Here is an 18,244-nt window from a genome sequence, read left to right as displayed (position 1 = left end):
AGATTTTACGAACGAAATCATCCCTTTCTTTGCATAATCATTGTTACAATGAATACTACAAAGACAAGCTCTTTTAAAGGAAGGTGAAAGAATGAAAAGATATGGAATATGGTTTGTTCTATTTTTATGTGTTGCCTTTCTGGTTGGGTATAGTGTTACAACGGTTCTTGGCAAAGAAGAAACGAGAGTGGACAGGAAAGAAGTGTTCACAACGATTCAAAAGGGGTATGAAGTCCAATTTTCAATTCGAGGTAAACATTTATCAATGGGTAAAATGTACGATGCATTATCACCGTATTTTACAGAAAATTTCCTGCAGGTTTTTACAGATGAAAATAGTAATGGTGATAAACGAAGTGCTGACTACTTACTTCCTACAAAAGAAGCTCCATTTTCTTTTAATTCCCAAACAAAACTAGCTTACGATGAAGAGCATGATATTTTATATGTATATGAACGGACAAAAAATGAGCAATATCAAATCGTGACATTGCAAAATGATAAGGGAAAATGGAAATTAGGGGCTTATCATGAAAGTCAGCAACTTTTTACAGAAATAAAAAAGTTAAAAGAGTTAACAGAAAAGGAATAGGTGCATTGTTGCCTATTCCTCTTCTAGATTTAGTAACTGTTGTAATTTTTCAATTTGAAAACCAGCCACAACTTCCCCATCAATGACAACTGTTGGAGTTGAGTAGGAGTTATATTCATATAAAAGGCGGTTACGAGCAGCAGAATCTTTTTTTACGTCAAATTCTGTATATGTTACGTTATTGTGTTTTAAGAACTCTTTTACAATTGTGCATGGTGGACAATCTTGTTGTGTATAAACCTCAATTTTTTTCATTATAATTCCTCCTCTTTTTCTGCTTTTTATTATATTCTGCAGTTAGAAAAACTGCAATAAAGGAAGAAAAAGAATGTATTTCTGCTTTTTACTTCTTTTTTCGACAAATTTTAGTTGAGTTTCTGATCAAGAAGCTTTATCCTAGAGTGTGGAACATTTTTTCTGTTATGACGGATAGAATGAGTATAGCTGTAAAACCTATTGGTAGGCAGATTAGAGAAAGGGGAGATTTCATGTCTCTACTCCAAGGAATTTTAACTCGACTTGTTAGTCTACAAGAACAAGCTGAAAGCGGTGAAGTAGCACAACGCTATTTTGAAGTGAACGGTGAACGCAAATGTAGCGTGAAATTTTTTGATAAAAGTGAAATGTATGAGTTAGAAGTGTATCAACAAGGCGAAAAGCCACAAGTGTATCAATTTGATAACATTGATATGGTTGCAATCGAGATTTACGATATTATTTCTTGATACATATAAAAAAGGTACCGCTAAAGAGCGGTACCTTTTTTAGTGATGTTAGGATTTTATAAAAATTTGATGGAAGAGTCACTTTATGTATAAGATGTTTTTATTCTTCCGACAATGGTACTAAAAGTTTGAAAGGAGTATGAATCGTGGAGCAATTACCAATTGTTATTTGTCCAAAATGTCATATGCCATCTGACATGATTCATGTATTAACCGCACAGTCTAATCAAAATGTCATTTATACGTGCCCATCTTGTCAGTATGTCATTCGAAATATCGAAACGAATAAAGGATAGAGAAGTCATAATTTGTGCTTTTGTCCCATACAATGAGAATGCAAACAGTCTGTCTAATAGAAAGGACGTGACTATGTGGACGGTGAGCATAGATTTTATAATGTATCTGAGAGGCATATGGATTTCGAAACAGTGTTTACACGTATTTGTAATTTTATCGAAAGAGATCCACGCAATTTATATCGTTTATCTATTGGTACAGATTCGCAAGCGCATCGGAAAGATACACGTTTTATTACGGCAGTGCACATTCATCGTGTAGGAAAAGGTGCATGGGGTTGTTTGTGGCATAAAGCAGTACAGAAAAAGTTAACAACTTTGCGTGAAAAAATATACCTAGAAACACAGTTTAGTCAAGAAATTGCCTGTTTGTTTACGCCAGATCATATGCAGAGAATATGGGACATATTACACCCATACGCCCAGGATGGGGCTGGATTTGTAATGGAAATTCATTTAGATATAGGGAATGACGGATTAACAAAAGAGTTTATTTCAGATATGACAATGAAGGTAAAGGCGATGGGGCTAACCGCAAAAATTAAACCGGATGCTTACGCCGCCTTTAGTTATGCAAATCGCTATACAAAATGATAAAACTGAATTTTCCTTCTATTAAATGAAACGAATATTTTATATAATGAATTAATAAGGGGAAGAGTGTAAGGAGAGGAATATATGCAGAAGGAAGTTACTTTAACAAAAGAAGAAGAAAGTTTATTGTTAGATATCTTATTTCGACAAAACTATGCGAGTGAAATCTTGGCTGTTGAGCTCACAGATATTGAGAATGGACTCAAAAAAATGGATATTTCCCACTATAGAAGAATTACAAGATTATTTCATCGATTAAAAAATGAAGGATACTAAGCACTACCATAAAGGTAGTCTTTTTTTTGCGTTCTATGGTAAAATAAGCTGAGTATCGTTATTTTTGTTGGAATAAAATAAGGACAAAATAATAATATGAAAACGCTATCATAAGATATGAATAGAAATGGGAAATAAAGTGGTATTTCAAGCAGTAAGTTTCTTGATTGTGTATTAGAAATCATGTTAGCAATAGCAAGGGAGAAGAAGTGGGGGATGTAATATGATTAGTATTCCGAAAGATGAGTTTCAACAAGTTCTTGTCAAGGATTTAATGATTTCGTCAGAAAAGGTTGCGCATGTTCAAATTGGAAATAGCTTAGAGCATGCTTTACTTGTTCTTGTAAAGTCTGGATATTCTGCGATACCTGTTTTAGATCCCATGTACAAATTGCATGGATTAATTAGTACTGCAATGATTTTGGATGGAATTTTAGGATTAGAACGCATTGAGTTTGAGAGGCTTGAGGATATGAAAGTGGAGCATGTGATGAAAGAAGATATTCCAAGCCTTAAGTTAGAAGATTCTTTTGCGAAAGCATTAGAAATGACAATTGATCATCCGTTTATTTGTGCTATAAACGAAGAAGGGTATTTTGAAGGGATTTTAACACGACGTGCGATTTTAAAATTTTTGAATAAAAAGGTAAGGCAGTATAATCGATAAAGAAGGGCAAGCGACTTCGAAGAAAAAGAGAAGTCGCTTTTTTTATCGTACATCTATACTATGTATGATATCTAGAATAGTATAAAGAAGCGTAAAAAGATAAGGGAAGTTCCAATTCAGTCATGTTCTTTTATAGAAAATAAATATTGCATCTCGGGAAACAGTGTGCATATATATTGTGGTCAGATGGTTGTACTGCTATTTGTTAGCAGTAATATTCCTCAGTAAAAACGATGAATTCAGATGGAGATAAACCACTTGTCTAAATCAAATTCGTGAGAGTTAATAATCAGTAGGGGTGTCCTCTGCTAATGAAAATTTCACTTTACATGTAAGATAAGGAAAGAGGGAGAAAGTTGCAAATTGATGATTTTCAGATGATGGTTGTTTTAGCGCAGGAATCTAATATGAGAAAAGCGGCGGAACGTTTATTTGTTTCACAGCCTGCACTTAGTCAACGCTTACAGTCTATGGAAAAACAATGGGGGATGAAATTTTTTATTCGCTCACAAAAAGGATTGACGATTACACCAGAAGGTGAAAAAGTAGCTAATTATGCGAAAGATATGTTGCAACGAGAAGAAGCAATTAAGAGTGAATTGGCCATCTATCGAACGGAAACATACGGGACATTAAAGATAGCTGTTGCATCTGTGATTGGGCAATACTGGCTACCGCCTGTTTTAAAGAAATTTGTACAAAAGTATCCGTTTGTGAAGATTTCTCTTTTTACAGGGTGGAGCAGTGAGGTACAAAAGCATTTCTATGAAGGTGATGTTCATGTAGCTATATTACGAGGAACACAGGAATATAAGGGGCACAAACAACAATTGTTTGAAGATGAGCTATATTTAGTGGATACAGAAATTAAAGATATTTCTATGCTAAAAGATACAAATAGACCTTTTATTCAATTTAAAAGTGATTCGACTTATTATGGACAAATACAGAATTGGTGGTATAGTTTGTTTTCTAACCCACCTAAACGTACGATTGTTGTTGATCAGATTGAAACGTGTAAACAACTTGTTTTAAATGGGATTGGATATGCATTGTTACCTTCTACTGTCTTAAAAGAAGTAAGAGAAAAGACATATAAAACGCCTGTTCAGTTGAATCGAGAAACATGGTTATTGACAAGTGATTCAGCAAGACAACTGAAACAAGTACAAGCATTTTTGGAAATTATAGAAGAAATTCAAACGGAAAAATAAGATTATTATCTTGCTACAAGCTCTTTCGTTTGGTAGAGTAACATTATAAATGGATTTAGGAGGCAACAAGCATGAAAATGATGGATGCAAACGAAATTATTTCGTTTATTCAAAAAAGCGAGAAGAAAACTCCTGTAAAGGTATACATAAAAGGGGATTTAAAAGAAGTAACTTTCCCTGAAACAGTACAAGCATTTGTGAATAAAAAATCTGGTGTTGTATTTGGAGAATGGTCTGAAATTAAGGCAATTCTTGAAGAAAATAAAAAACATGTTGCAGATTACGTTGTTGAAAATGATCGTCGTAATTCTGCAATTCCAATGCTTGACTTAAAAGGTATTAAAGCTCGTATTGAACCAGGTGCGATTATTCGTGACCATGTTGAAATTGGTGATAATGCTGTTATTATGATGAACGCAACGATTAATATCGGTGCAGTAATCGGTGAAGGTTCAATGATCGATATGAATGCAGTACTTGGCGGCCGCGCGACAGTGGGTAAAAATTGTCACGTTGGTGCAGGTGCGGTGCTTGCAGGTGTAATTGAGCCACCTTCTGCGAAACCAGTTATTGTTGAAGACGATGTTGTAATCGGTGCAAACGTAGTTGTTCTAGAAGGTGTTACAGTAGGTAAAGGTGCAGTTGTAGCAGCAGGTGCGGTTGTAACAGAAGATGTACCACCATATACAGTTGTTGCGGGAACGCCAGCACGTGTTATTAAAGAAATTGATGAAAAGACAAAAGCAAAAACAGAAATTAAACAAGAGCTTCGTCAATTAAACCCAGAAAAATAAAAACAGAAAGCGTAAGGGCAAATAGGCTCTTACGCTTTTTTATAAATGGTGGTGGAAATATGAAAGTTAGTAAATTTGTTCAAATTCGCAGGGACTTACATAAAATTCCGGAGTTAGGATTTAAGGAATGGAAAACACAACAATATATTTTAGAATATATTAATACTCTTCCTAAGGAATATATTGAAGTTAGAACATGGAAAACGGGTGTAATTGTTAAAGTGAGTGGCAGAAACCCAGAGAAAACAATTGGTTATCGTGCGGATATTGATGGGTTATTAATTGCAGAAGAAACAGGATATGAATTTGCTTCTACTCATGAAGGAATGATGCATGCTTGCGGCCATGATATACATACTACAATTGGTTTAGGGCTTTTAACGGCTGTTGCAAATGATAGAATAGATGATAACCTTGTTGTTATCTTTCAACCAGCTGAAGAAGGACCAGGTGGTGCTCAACCTATGTTAGAAAGTGAAGAGTTGAAAGAATGGCAGCCTGATATGGTTCTTGGTCTCCATATTGCACCTGAGTACCCAGTAGGAACCATTGCAACAAAAGAGGGTCTTCTATTTGCAAATACATCAGAACTATATATTGATTTAAAGGGAAAAGGTGGACATGCAGCATATCCACATACTGCGAATGATATGATTGTTGCGGCAAGTCACCTTGTTACACAGCTTCAATCAGTTGTTAGTCGTAATGTGAATCCTCTTGATAGCGCGGTTATTACAATTGGAAAAATTACAGGTGGTACGGTTCAAAATATCATTGCAGAAAAGTCTCGCCTAGAAGGAACAATTAGAACATTATCTGTTGAATCGATGAAACGAGTGAAAAGCCGCATTGAAGCAATTGTCGCAGGGATTGAAGCATCATTTCAATGTGAAGCTGTTATTGATTATGGAGCGATGTACCATCAAGTATATAATCATGAAGAGCTAACTCGGGAATTTATGATGTTTGCATCTGAGCAGAAAAATATGAATGTTGTTACATGCACAGAGGCGATGACAGGAGAAGATTTCGGATATATGCTCCGTGATATCCCAGGGTTTATGTTTTGGCTTGGGGTAGACTCAGAATATGGTTTACACCATGCAAAATTAAAACCGAAAGAGGAAGTAATCGAACAGACAATTGTGTTTTTAAATCAATATGTAAAATGGAAAGGGAACAGGGGCTAAAATCTGTTCTTTTCCATGTGGAAAATTATAATTTACCCCGCTATTTGCGGGCAGTAAGACCCCATCTCAAAGTTCAGTGAAAGCAAGGAAGTTAGGTGGGGATCAACTGCCTGTAAAAGCCCGATTGGTGAAGGTTAATAATCAGTGGGGATGAAAAAACTCCCCACTGATTAAAGTTTCACTTTATAATGCATTTTTTTTGTAATTCTAACACAATACTTTATAATGGTAGGTGGAGGAACAAGTTGTTAGTAATTATTTTATAATAATTATCAAATAAAATTGACTAAAAACTAATTCCTCTTATATAATACAAGAGTAGACAATATATGATAAAAATTTACGGAGGCTGATACATATGGCAGAACGTATGGTAGCAAAACAAGCGCCACGATTTGAAATGGACGCTGTTATGCCAAACAAAGAATTTGGTAAAGTAAGTCTTGAAGAGACTATGAAACAGGATAAATGGACAGTACTTTTCTTCTATCCAATGGACTTCACTTTCGTATGTCCAACAGAAATCATCGCACTTTCTGATCGTTATGATGAGTTCGAAGATTTAGATGCAGAAGTAATTGGTGTATCTACTGATACAATCCACACACACTTAGCTTGGATTAACACTGACCGTACGAAAAACGGTTTAGGTGAATTAAAATACCCTCTAGCTGCTGATACTAACCATGTAGTATCTCGTGATTACGGTGTATTACTTGAAGAAGAAGGTATTGCACTTCGTGGTTTATTCATCATTAGCCCAGAAGGCGAATTAATGTACCAAGTTGTGCATCACAACAACATTGGCCGTGAAGTTGACGAAGTAATTCGTGTTCTTCAAGCTCTTCAAACTGGTGGACTTTGTCCAGCAAACTGGAAACCAGGTCAAGCAACTTTAAACGTTTAATTTTATTGTGAAATGCAGGAGGGTCTAACAATATTTTGTTAGGCCTTTCTCTACATCTGTAAGGGGGAAAAATCATGAAATTACGCCAACCAATGCCTTCTTTAGACGGTGCAACAACAGTATTAAATGGAGAAGTAGAACGTGAATCATTAATTGGTGAAAAACCAACACTTATTCATTTTTGGTCAGTTAGTTGTCACTTATGTAAAGAAGCGATGCCAGATATCAATAACTTCCGTGATGAATATAAGGAACAATTAAATGTTGTTGCAGTTCATATGCCGCGTTCAGAAGAAGATTTAAACCTTGAACAGGTAGAAGCAGTTGCACAAGAACATGGAATATCACAATCAATTTTAGTTGATAATCAGCACAAAATTACAGATGCATTTGAAAATCAATATGTACCAGCTTATTATGTATTTGATAAAAATGGTGTTCTCCGTCATTTTCAAGCGGGTGGAAGTGGCATGCAAATGCTAACAAAACGAGTAAATCGTGTGTTGGATGAGGCGCAAAAAGAAGCTGAGTAAGATTTGTATTGCTCTTTGAACGTTAATGAGAAATTTTTATTGATACATGAAAAACCTCCTTATATAGGAGGTTTTTGTGTTATCTCGCTATTTGCGGGCAGTATTACTCCTGCCTCAAAATGGAGAAAAACAAAGAAGTTAACTCGCCCATCAAAGCTTGATTGGTGAGGGGGAATCATCTATGAAGGATGAAGAAACATGCGTTGATAGAAGTTTCTCCTTATTCTATCGTTTTTAGATGGACTCTTTGTAAGCTTGAGAATAGATGAAAAGAAAATCTCGCAGTGTAGAATGGAACGATAGGTTTGGGTTTACTTTTTATATGAAAAATGTGTAAAATCAATGTGATACATAGAAAAAGGGTGGGGAATTAGGTGCAGATTAGCAGTGCGATTTTATGTTTCTTTTTATATGCATATGTTATTGTTGCGGCGGTTTATTTTGGGATTAGCTTTTATGCATATCGCTTAGCAAACAAACATGAATATGAAGAAACATATCAGTGGGTGAAAAAGTATTTATCACCCGTATTAGAAATTATGAATGGTTTTGTTCTTTTTTTGTTTATTGGTTTAATTGCCTTTTCAACAAGTTTAGTGGGGAATAAGACAACGTTATTTATAATTGGTGTCATTATTTTTATGTTGTTAGGTATCCGAATTGGTAATGCTGTATTTTGGAATGAGCGAAAAATCGACGGTTGGACGGGTATGTTAATTCCGAGTATGTTAGCAGCTATAGTAACAAATATAGAACATGAATATTATCAGCTTCATTTTTGGTTAATCATTGTGTTAACGGTTCTTTCTGTTCTATATATAAGTACAGCATTTTTAACGTATTGTGCAAGTGAAAAAGGGGATGTAAATGGAATTCGGTTTTTCCGGAATCGAGCGCTATTTTGGAGTGTTCCAACAATGTTCGTCATAGGAATCATTGCGCTTGTAGTAAAGGGATATCATTTTGTCGGGTGGCAAGATTTCTTAGAAACATGGTGGACTTTTATTGTTTCTTTCAGTGCATTTTTAGGAGCGACACATTATTTATTTCATCAACATCATTATAGATGGGCGTTGTTGTTTGCTTTTACACAGCTATTATTTGCCTTTTTTGGACAAGAAACGTTATTATTTGTTTTTCAAACGTTTAGTTCGTTTGGAAATATTTTTGTGTTTGGGATGCTAATTTGTATTATGGCATTTTATTTACAACAGTATTTCTATATACAGAAGCAAAAATGAGTCGGGCTTGCTAGTCTTTGTGGCAAATATAAAATATGCTACAATGAAAATAAGTAGGAATTGATGTAATTGGAGGAATTCATGTGAGTGAAAAGGAAAAAGAATTTGCTGTCATCGGACTTGGACGTTTTGGAGGCAGTATTTGTCGTGAATTAGCTCAATTAGGTATGGAAGTAATGGCAATTGATTCTGATGAAGATAAAATAAATGAATTCGCAAACATTGCTTCGCATGCAGTGATTGCAGATTCGACAGATGAAATGGTCCTAAAGAGCCTTGGGATTCGTAATTTCGATCATGTGGTTGTTGCGATTGGTGACAATTTAAATGCTAGTATTTTAACGACCCTTATCTTAAAGGAATTAGGTGTAAAGAATATTACTGTGAAAGCTCAAAATGATTATCATGAAAAAGTGTTAAGTAAAATAGGAGCTGATCATATTGTTCATCCTGAGCGTGATATGGGGAAACGTATTGCAAATAATATTGCTTCCAGTAGCGTATTAGATTACTTAGCACTTTCTGATGAGCATAGCATTGTAGAAATCATTGCAAATAAAAAGATTGATGGTCACTCTTTAATTGAGCTTGATATTCGTGCGAAGTTTGGATTAAACATTGTAGCAATTAAACGTGGAAAAGAAGTCATTGTTTCTCCTCGTGCTACAGAAAACATCCAATCGGGAGATATTTTAATTGTAATCGGTCATGATGATGAAGTGGATCGTTTTAAACACTTCTTAAGGTAGTATTAAGTGGGGAGTAGTGCCTGCGAATAGAAGGATACGATAGGTAAAATAAAAAAGGACAATGCTTGTAAGCATTGTCCTTTTTTATCATATCTCCATAATGATTGGTAAAATCATTGGACGACGTTTTGTTTTTTCATATAAGAATGGTGCTAATGTATCTGTAATTTCATTCTTAATTTCAGACCATTGTGTTGTTTTTCGCTCCATTACTTTTTCTAAATGAGTAGTAATTAAAGTTTGTGCATCATTGATTAAATCGCTACTCTCACGCATATAAACGAATCCACGAGAGATAATATCAGGTCCTGCTGAAACTTTAAATTCTTTCATATCAATGCTAACAACTACGATAACAAGTCCTTCCTCAGAAAGAATACGACGGTCACGTAATACAATGTTACCGATATCGCCAATGCCATTTCCATCAATATAAACAGAACCAGATGGAATTTTTCCAGCAACGCTTGCTTCGTCTGAACGTAGGGCAAGAACATCACCATTATCCATAATGAAACAATCTTCTTCTGGAATACCACAATCGTTTGCTAATTTCATATGCATACGTTGCATGCGATATTCCCCATGAATTGGCATGAAGTATTTAGGTTTAATAAGACGTAACATAAGTTTTTGTTCTTCTTGTCCACCATGACCACTTGTATGAATATTTGAAAGTTTTCCGTGAATAACATCAGCACCCGCACGGTATAACATATTAATTGTGCGGCTTACGCTAACTGTATTACCTGGAATTGGTGAAGAAGAGAAAACAACTGTATCACCAGGGATAATTTGAATTTGACGATGTGTACCGTTAGCAATACGAGAAAGTGCTGCCATGGGTTCCCCTTGACTACCTGTGCATAAAATAACAACTTTATTAGCTGGTAATCGATTCAGTTGAGAAGCTTCTATGAATGTATCTTTTGGACAGCGAATATAACCGAGATTGTGACCAATTTCAATCGCAGCTTCCATGCTTCTTCCAAATACAGCGACTTTACGATTGTTTTCAACAGCTGCTTCGACAACTTGTTGCAAACGATGAATATTCGATGCAAAGGTTGCGAATATAATACGCCCTTCCACTTTACGGAAAATATCTTGAATGCTATCACCAACACGGCGCTCAGACATCGTAAAGTTAGGTACTTCACTGTTCGTACTATCGGATAAGAGACAAAGTACACCGTCTTTACCGATTTCGGCCATTTTTGTTAAGTCTGCCGGTTCTCCCACTGGTGTGAAGTCAAATTTAAAGTCACCTGTATGGACAATTTGTCCTTGAGGTGTTTTTACGACAACCCCATACGAATCTGGAATACTGTGCGTTGTACGGAAGAATGAAACAGATGTCTTTTTGAATTTGATGACATCATCTTCTTGGATTTCGTAAAGTTTTGCTTTTCGAAGCAATCCGTGTTCTTCTAATTTGTTTTTAATTAAAGCGATTGCTAATTTCCCACCGTAAATTGGAATATTTACTTGGCGTAATAGGTAAGGAATACCACCGATATGATCTTCATGACCATGTGTGATAAATAAGCCTTTAATTTTATCTTCGTTTCGTACAAAATAAGTGTAATCAGGAATCACATAGTCGATTCCGAGAAGTTCGTCTTCTGGAAACTTAATTCCAGCGTCAATTATAATAATTTCATCTTGAAACTGAACAGCGTATGTATTTTTACCGATTTCACCGAGTCCACCAAGAGCGAAAACGGCTGCCTGATCATTTTTTAGGAATTTCATAAATTATACGATCTCCGTTAATGTTAAATCAGCATTTTGTTGTTCATATTCAAGATGAGCACCAGTAACAGACTGAACAAACTCGATATTATATGCGAACTTTTTTAATTTTGTACGAACATCTTTTTGAGAATCAGCTTCTAAATATAAAACTTTTGTATTTTCACGTACTGGAACCTCAGTCATTTTTTCTTGATAGAATACTTTAAAAATCATTGGAAAAACCTCTCCTTGTCTATGTTTTGCATTATCTGTTACCTATTATAAAGCAAACAGTGATGATTTTCATGTTTTTTCGAATGAGAATGAAGAAAAAGCCCGAAATGGGCACGATTTAAGCGATTGTCTTTTTGCGAACTAAATCGTTTAAATATCGTTTTAACTTTTTCTTCAGCTTCTTCAGCATGATTACTCCTTCCTTTCCTTATTTTAAAAATGCATATTTACAAGTAATAACTCTTTATCTATGTGTTATGAAATCATAAAAGATAAAAGAGGGGATTGCTGTGTTCATAATCTGATGAGTTTCTTTTTTGTATAAAGAAATCTTATTGTATAGGTTATCCCGTAGTAACGAACAGTAGTCGCTGGTTATGGGTATAGTATGAGATAGATTGGAAAAGAAAATTCATTCGAATAAATATCAGCATTCTTTTGATAGTATATGCATATTTCATAAATAAGGTTAGAAAGTGAACGCTTTCTTCACAGATGTTTAATATGTTATACTTTTTTTTAGAATTTGAAAAGGAAGAATCAAGATAGGCACATAGAAGGGTTAGAAAGGATTTTTATAAATGAATGATAAAATTGTTTTTTTTGATATTGATGGAACATTATTAGATCACGATAAAAAAATACCTAAATCTACAAAAGAAGCGGTACGTACTTTGCAGGAAAAAGGCGTACATGTAGCGATTGCAACAGGGCGTGCACCTTTCATGTTTGAAGATATTCGTAATGAACTTAATATTCATAACTATGTGAGTTTTAATGGACAATATGTTGTATTTGAAGACGAAGTAATATTTAAAAATCCATTACATCCGAGTACGTTACATACATTTACATCGTTTGCAAAACAAGAGGGGTATCCTCTCGTTTATTTAGACCATAAGGATATGAAAGCGACAGTAGAATATCATGATTATGTAAAAGAAAGTTTCGGAAGTTTACAATTTGAACATCCAGTATATGAACCAAATTTTTATGAAAATCGTGATATTTATCAAACACTTCTTTTTTGCTCGGTAGGTGAGGAAGAGAAGTTTATTCATGATTATCAGGATTTTCATTTTATACGTTGGCATGCGTATTCGATGGATATCATTCCAAATGGTGGTTCAAAAGCAAAAGGAATTGAAAAATTCATTGAGAAATTAGGGCTTAGCCGTGAACAGGTCTATGCTTTTGGAGATGGGCTAAATGATTTAGAAATGATTGAGGCTGTAGGAACAGGGATTGTAATGGGGAATGGTCATGAGGAATTGAAAAAACTTGCTAATTATGTGACGAAAGATGTTAGCGAAGATGGTATCCTTCATGGATTGCAGTGGGCCCATTTACTTTAGGAGAGTATGAAAACCATTTCAAGTAAAATGGAATACATTGTGATAGAAAAAAAGCAGAAGCCGCGGCTTCTGCTTTTTTATCTTTTTTGTTTTATCCCGCTATGCGCGGACAGTAATACTCCCATTTCAAAAATCAATGGAAACAAAGAATTTAGGTGGGAGATAAACTGCTCGTAAAAGCCCGATTGGTGAAGGCTAATAATCAGTGGGGATGAAGAAAGCCACTGATTAAAGTTTCACTTTATCTTTCTAGAGGCTTTGCATCATCAGGGGCTACAAAAGGGTTTTCTTGATTAATATGATCATAGAACATTACACCGTTTAAATGATCAATTTCGTGTTGAAACACGATTGCTGGTAGCCCCTTTAAACGTAATTTCACTTCTTCACCATCGATGGTAGTGGCTTTAACTGTAATTCGTGTATAGCGTGGAACGTAGCCAGGCACTTCACGATCTACAGATAGGCAGCCCTCACCAGCTGATAAGTACGTACGTTCAACAGAGTGACTAATAATTTTTGGATTGAATAGAGCATAGCTATATAATGTTTCATCAGTGTTTTGAACATGAACAGCAATCATTCTTTTTGAAACACCGATCTGTGGAGCAGCTAGACCAATTCCTGGACGTAAATTATATTTTTCAACCATTTCAGGATTTTGACTGTTTATTACAAATTCAATCATTTCTCGTAGTATACGTGTATCTTCTTCATTCGCTGGCAGGGAAACTTCTTCTGCTACTGCTCGCAGAACGGGGTTTCCCTCGCGAATTACATCATCCATTGTAAGCATATGTAATCTCTCCTTTCTCCTTTAGTCTACCAAAGGAGATGAAAAAAGTCATGATAAAGTACATATCACCTATATATGGAGAAGTCAGAGAGAGAAATGAGGGATTAAGATTATTTTGAAATACAAATTTCAGTCATCAAGGGCACGAATAAAAGAAAAGACGGCAAAGCCGTCTGTTTCTTTCTATAGTTGTTTTGTTTTACATTAACGAATGCAAGCAGCACCAACGATAATTAAAAGGATAAACAATACAACGATTAAGGCAAAGCCGCGTCCGGATCCTCCTCCACAAGAACCTCCATAGCCATAGGAAGGATATGAACAAGTTGGATAACAATATGTGTATCCGTACATGAGATGACCTCCTTTATCATTTTCCGCGAATACTGCGGTTATTATAATGTATGGAAGAGTAGTTGGAAGTGTATAGGCATTTACCTAGAAAGGGAAGAAGCAATTGCATATTTTTCAGATAAAGGGAGAAAAACTAAGAGGAATAAAATCGTTTACATATTATTCTACGATCAAAAATAGGTTAAATAGGGAATAATATAACAGTAGGTTATTGTCTACTAATACAGATGTGAAAATAAAAACATGTACGTATAGTAGAAACCTCAATGTTATTCATAAAAAAAACGTAGCTAAAGTAATTGACATCGTGATTAGAATAGTTGTAAACTAAAAAACGTGATCAAGATTGTATTAATATGTTTCTGAAAAAACATTAGTACAGATTGTTAGGTACACAAAATTATTCTCAACCGGCGGATAAACTTGTCGGTTTACATGGTTGCGTTTTCTTACTAGAAAATTTCTAGTGAAAGCGTTTCAGAATATGGTTCAAGAGAGGAAGAGGTGAACGGAATGGGTACTAAAACAAAAAAGACCCTATTTAATGTTGATGAGCAAATGAAAGCTATCGCAGCTCAATTTGAAACATTACAAATTTTAAATGAAAAAGGCGAAGTTGTGAATGAAGCAGCAATGCCGGAATTAACTGATGATCAATTAAAAGAATTAATGCGCCGTATGGTGTATACTCGCGTACTAGATCAACGTTCTATTTCTTTAAACCGTCAAGGACGTTTAGGTTTCTACGCACCAACAGCTGGACAAGAAGCTTCACAATTAGCAAGTCATTTCGCACTTGAAGCAGAAGACTTCATCTTACCAGGATATCGTGATGTTCCACAATTAGTATGGCATGGTTTACCATTATACCAAGCATTCTTATTCTCTCGTGGACACTTCATGGGTAACCAAATGCCTGAAAATGTAAATGCACTTGCTCCACAAATTATCATCGGTGCGCAAATCATCCAAACTGCTGGTGTTGCGTTAGGTATGAAATTACGTGGTAAAAAATCTGTTGCAATTACTTATACAGGTGACGGTGGAGCATCTCAAGGTGACTTCTACGAAGGTATGAACTTTGCGGGTGCATTCAAAGCTCCAGCAATCTTCGTTGTTCAAAACAACCGTTATGCAATCTCTACTCCAGTAGAAAAACAATCTGCAGCAAAAACTGTAGCACAAAAAGCAGTAGCAGCAGGTATTTACGGAATTCAAGTAGACGGTATGGACCCATTAGCTGTATACGCAGCAACTGCTTTTGCTCGTGAGCGCGCAGTAAATGGTGAAGGCCCTACTTTAATCGAGACTTTAACATTCCGTTACGGTCCACATACAATGGCTGGTGATGACCCAACTCGTTACCGTACAAAAGATATCGAAAACGAATGGGAACAAAAAGATCCAATCGTACGTTTCCGTGCATTCTTAGAAAACAAAGGCCTATGGTCTCAAGAAGTAGAAGAAAAAGTAATCGAAGAAGCAAAAGAAGATATCAAACAAGCAATTGCTAAGGCTGACCAAGCTCCAAAACAAAAAGTAACTGATTTAATGGAAATCATGTACGAAGAAATGCCTTACAACTTAGCTGAACAATATGAAATTTACAAAGAAAAGGAGTCGAAGTAAGCCATGGCTCAAATGACAATGATTCAAGCAATCACTGATGCTTTACGCGTTGAAATGAAAAATGACCCTAACGTACTTGTGTTTGGTGAAGACGTTGGTGTAAACGGTGGTGTATTCCGTGCTACTGAAGGCTTGCAAGCTGAATTTGGTGAAGATCGTGTAATGGATACTCCACTTGCAGAATCTGGTATCGGCGGTCTTGCAGTTGGACTTGCACTTGAAGGTTACCGTCCAGTTCCAGAAATCCAATTCTTCGGTTTCGTATATGAAGTAATGGATTCAATTTCTGGTCAAATGGCTCGTTTACGTTACCGTTCTGGTGGACGTTGGACTGCTCCAATTACAGTTCGTTCTCCATTTGGTGGCGGCGTGCATACTCCAGAATTACATGCTGACAGCTTAGAAGGATTAATGACACAACAACCTGGTTTAAAAGTTGTTATTCCATCTACTCCATACGATGCAAAAGGTCTTTTAATCTCTGCGATTCGTGACAACGATCCAGTAATCTACCTAGAGCATATGAAATTGTACCGTTCATTCCGTCAAGACGTACCAGAAGGCGAATACACAGTTGATTTAGGAAAAGCTGATGTTAAACGAGAAGGTACAGATGTATCTGTTATCGCATATGGTGCGATGGTACATGCTGCATTAAAAGCTGCTGAAGAACTTGAAAAAGAAGGTATCTCTTTAGAGGTTGTTGACTTACGTACAGTTCAACCATTAGATATCGAAACAATCATCGCTTCTGTTGAAAAAACAGGCCGCGTTGTTGTTGTTCAAGAAGCTCAAAAACAAGCTGGTATTGCAGCAAACGTTGTAGCGGAAATTAACGACCGTGCAATCTTAAACTTAGAAGCTCCAGTTGTACGTGTTGCAGCTGCTGATACAGTATTCCCATTCTCTCAAGCTGAGAGCGTATGGTTACCAAACCATAAAGATATTGTTGAAGCTGTTAACAAAGTAATGAACTTCTAATTTTAGTTTCATGTGCAAAAGAAATCAGCACATGCTGATTTCTTTTGCAATATTCCATAATAATGATATGAATCAGGGGGATGAATTCCGTGGCATTTGAATTTAAACTACCAGACATTGGTGAAGGTATCCACGAAGGTGAAATCGTAAAATGGTTTATTAAACCAGGCGATGAAGTAAACGAAGATGATGTACTTCTTGAAGTACAAAATGATAAAGCAGTTGTAGAGATTCCTTCTCCTGTTAAAGGTAAAGTACTTGAAGTACTTGTAGAAGAAGGTACAGTTGCAATAGTAGGAGATACTTTAATTAAGTTTGATGCTCCTGGGTACGAAAACCTTAAATTTAAAGGTGACGACCATGACGAAGCTCCAAAAGCTGAAGAAGTGAAAGAAGAAGCTCCAGCAGCGGCAGCTACTCCAGCAGCAACTGAAGAAGTAGTAAATGAGCGCGTAATTGCTATGCCATCTGTTCGTAAATATGCTCGTGAAAAAGGCGTGGATATTCATAAAGTAGCTGGTACTGGTAAAAACGGTCGCGTTGTAAAATCTGACATCGATGCGTTTGCAAATGGTGGACAAGCACCAGCAGCAGTAGCAACTGAAGCTCCAGTAGCAGCAGAAGCACCAGCAGCAAAAGAAGAAGCACCAAAAGCACAACCAATCCCAGCTGGTGAATATCCAGAAACTCGTGAGAAAATGAGTGGTATCCGTAAAGCGATTGCGAAAGCAATGGTTAACTCTAAACATACAGCTCCTCACGTAACATTAATGGATGAAGTAGATGTAACAGAACTTGTTGCTCATCGTAAAAAGTTCAAAGCTGTTGCAGCTGACAAAGGTATTAAATTAACTTACCTTCCATACGTTGTAAAAGCTTTAACATCTGCATTACGTGAATTCCCAATGTTGAACACTTCTTTAGACGATGCATCTTCAGAAATCGTTCATAAACATTACTTCAACATCGGTATCGCAGCTGATACAGACAAAGGTCTATTAGTACCAGTTGTTAAAGATACAGATCGTAAATCTATCTTCACTATCTCTAACGAGATCAATGAACTTGCTGGTAAAGCACGTGAAGGTCGCTTAGCTCCAGCAGAAATGAAAGGTGCTTCTTGCACAATTACAAACATTGGTTCTGCAGGTGGACAATGGTTCACTCCAGTTATCAATCACCCAGAAGTAGCAATCCTTGGTATCGGTCGTATTGCTGAGAAACCAGTTGTGAAGAACGGTGAAATCGTTGCAGCTCCAGTATTAGCATTATCTCTAAGCTTTGACCATCGTTTAATTGACGGCGCAACTGCTCAAAAAGCATTAAACCAAATTAAACGTTTATTGAACGACCCACAATTATTAGTAATGGAGGCGTAAT

At 36.0% G+C, this 18,244-nt stretch carries 22 protein-coding genes; 17 read left to right on the top strand and 5 right to left on the bottom strand.

What is annotated here, in order from left to right:
- Positions 1–91: 91 nt before the first annotated feature.
- Entirely contained in the window at positions 92–592 is a 501-nt protein-coding gene (locus tag AZF08_RS01480; RefSeq protein ID WP_033672270.1) for a DUF3993 domain-containing protein, read from the top strand.
- Positions 593–604: 12 nt separating this feature from the next.
- Here the strand turns inward: AZF08_RS01480 and AZF08_RS01475 are convergent, their stop codons facing one another.
- Entirely contained in the window at positions 605–847 is a 243-nt protein-coding gene (locus AZF08_RS01475; protein WP_033672267.1) for a glutaredoxin domain-containing protein, read from the bottom strand.
- Positions 848–1,080: 233 nt separating this feature from the next.
- On the opposite strand from AZF08_RS01475, the gene AZF08_RS01470 reads away from it, so the two are divergent.
- The 12 genes from AZF08_RS01470 to AZF08_RS01415 all read left to right on the top strand — a co-directional run bounded on the left by AZF08_RS01470 (position 1,081) and on the right by AZF08_RS01415 (position 9,778).
- Positions 1,081–1,317, top strand: a complete 237-nt coding sequence (locus tag AZF08_RS01470; RefSeq protein WP_000055151.1) for a YkuJ family protein — start codon at positions 1,081–1,083, stop codon at positions 1,315–1,317.
- Between the two features lie 146 nt (positions 1,318–1,463).
- A complete protein-coding gene (locus AZF08_RS01465) occupies positions 1,464–1,613 on the top strand; it encodes a hypothetical protein (RefSeq protein ID WP_063177224.1) in 150 nt (49 codons plus the stop codon).
- 75 nt (positions 1,614–1,688) lie between these two features.
- Positions 1,689–2,207: a ribonuclease H-like YkuK family protein gene (locus AZF08_RS01460; protein ID WP_033672265.1), complete on the top strand. Its 519-nt coding sequence runs from the start codon at positions 1,689–1,691 to the stop codon at positions 2,205–2,207.
- An 84-nt stretch (positions 2,208–2,291) separates the two neighbouring features.
- Entirely contained in the window at positions 2,292–2,483 is a 192-nt protein-coding gene (abbA, locus tag AZF08_RS01455; protein ID WP_033672264.1) for an antirepressor AbbA, read from the top strand.
- A gap of 223 nt (positions 2,484–2,706) precedes the next feature.
- Positions 2,707–3,150, top strand: coding sequence for a cyclic-di-AMP-binding protein CbpB (gene cbpB / locus AZF08_RS01450; protein ID WP_033672263.1), 444 nt, complete (start codon positions 2,707–2,709; stop codon positions 3,148–3,150).
- Positions 3,151–3,506: 356 nt separating this feature from the next.
- Entirely contained in the window at positions 3,507–4,364 is an 858-nt protein-coding gene (locus tag AZF08_RS01445; protein ID WP_033672262.1) for a LysR family transcriptional regulator, read from the top strand.
- A gap of 71 nt (positions 4,365–4,435) precedes the next feature.
- Complete coding sequence (gene dapD, locus AZF08_RS01440; RefSeq protein WP_033672261.1) at positions 4,436–5,158, top strand: 2,3,4,5-tetrahydropyridine-2,6-dicarboxylate N-acetyltransferase; 723 nt, start codon at positions 4,436–4,438, stop codon at positions 5,156–5,158.
- A gap of 59 nt (positions 5,159–5,217) precedes the next feature.
- Positions 5,218–6,348: an N-acetyldiaminopimelate deacetylase gene (locus AZF08_RS01435; protein ID WP_033672260.1), complete on the top strand. Its 1,131-nt coding sequence runs from the start codon at positions 5,218–5,220 to the stop codon at positions 6,346–6,348.
- Positions 6,349–6,706: 358 nt separating this feature from the next.
- A complete protein-coding gene (locus tag AZF08_RS01430) occupies positions 6,707–7,255 on the top strand; it encodes a peroxiredoxin (RefSeq protein WP_033672259.1) in 549 nt (182 codons plus the stop codon).
- A 74-nt stretch (positions 7,256–7,329) separates the two neighbouring features.
- A complete protein-coding gene (locus AZF08_RS01425; RefSeq protein WP_033672258.1) occupies positions 7,330–7,788 on the top strand; it encodes a TlpA disulfide reductase family protein in 459 nt (152 codons plus the stop codon).
- Between the two features lie 374 nt (positions 7,789–8,162).
- Complete coding sequence (locus tag AZF08_RS01420) at positions 8,163–9,029, top strand: hypothetical protein (protein WP_033672257.1); 867 nt, start codon at positions 8,163–8,165, stop codon at positions 9,027–9,029.
- Positions 9,030–9,112: 83 nt separating this feature from the next.
- On the top strand, positions 9,113–9,778 hold the full coding sequence (locus AZF08_RS01415) for a potassium channel family protein (RefSeq protein WP_033672256.1): 666 nt from the start codon (positions 9,113–9,115) through the stop codon (positions 9,776–9,778).
- Positions 9,779–9,865: 87 nt separating this feature from the next.
- On the opposite strand, the gene rnjA is transcribed toward AZF08_RS01415, so the two are convergent.
- A complete protein-coding gene (rnjA, locus tag AZF08_RS01410; RefSeq protein ID WP_033672255.1) occupies positions 9,866–11,533 on the bottom strand; it encodes a ribonuclease J1 in 1,668 nt (555 codons plus the stop codon).
- A 3-nt stretch (positions 11,534–11,536) separates the two neighbouring features.
- Positions 11,537–11,749, bottom strand: a complete 213-nt coding sequence (locus AZF08_RS01405) for a DNA-dependent RNA polymerase subunit epsilon (RefSeq protein WP_033672254.1) — start codon at positions 11,747–11,749, stop codon at positions 11,537–11,539.
- 581 nt (positions 11,750–12,330) lie between these two features.
- Between AZF08_RS01405 and AZF08_RS01400 the strand changes: the two genes are divergently transcribed.
- Positions 12,331–13,104 carry a Cof-type HAD-IIB family hydrolase gene (locus AZF08_RS01400; RefSeq protein WP_033672253.1) on the top strand — a complete coding sequence of 258 codons (774 nt, stop codon included), beginning with the start codon at positions 12,331–12,333 and terminating at the stop codon, positions 13,102–13,104.
- A 241-nt stretch (positions 13,105–13,345) separates the two neighbouring features.
- Here AZF08_RS01400 and def read toward each other — a convergent pair whose 3' ends face one another.
- Entirely contained in the window at positions 13,346–13,900 is a 555-nt protein-coding gene (gene def / locus AZF08_RS01395; RefSeq protein WP_033672252.1) for a peptide deformylase, read from the bottom strand.
- 204 nt (positions 13,901–14,104) lie between these two features.
- A complete protein-coding gene (locus tag AZF08_RS01390; RefSeq protein WP_018764787.1) occupies positions 14,105–14,254 on the bottom strand; it encodes a YjcZ family sporulation protein in 150 nt (49 codons plus the stop codon).
- Positions 14,255–14,767: 513 nt separating this feature from the next.
- On the opposite strand from AZF08_RS01390, the gene pdhA reads away from it, so the two are divergent.
- The 3 genes from pdhA to AZF08_RS01375 all read left to right on the top strand — a co-directional run bounded on the left by pdhA (position 14,768) and on the right by AZF08_RS01375 (position 18,243).
- On the top strand, positions 14,768–15,883 hold the full coding sequence (gene pdhA / locus AZF08_RS01385) for a pyruvate dehydrogenase E1 component subunit alpha (protein ID WP_017151120.1): 1,116 nt from the start codon (positions 14,768–14,770) through the stop codon (positions 15,881–15,883).
- 3 nt (positions 15,884–15,886) lie between these two features.
- Positions 15,887–16,864, top strand: a complete 978-nt coding sequence (gene pdhB / locus AZF08_RS01380) for a pyruvate dehydrogenase complex E1 component subunit beta (RefSeq protein WP_033672251.1) — start codon at positions 15,887–15,889, stop codon at positions 16,862–16,864.
- Between the two features lie 89 nt (positions 16,865–16,953).
- The gene (locus tag AZF08_RS01375) at positions 16,954–18,243 is read left to right on the top strand and encodes a dihydrolipoamide acetyltransferase family protein (protein ID WP_033672250.1); all 1,290 of its coding nucleotides are present in this window, start codon (positions 16,954–16,956) and stop codon (positions 18,241–18,243) included.
- The last annotated feature ends 1 nt before the right edge of the window (position 18,244 follow it).

The organism is Bacillus gaemokensis (genome assembly GCF_001590835.1).
Lineage (GTDB): Bacteria > Bacillota > Bacilli > Bacillales > Bacillaceae_G > Bacillus_A > Bacillus_A gaemokensis.
Note: the sequence above shows the minus strand (reverse complement) of the source record. Positions and strands in the feature narration are given on the sequence as shown.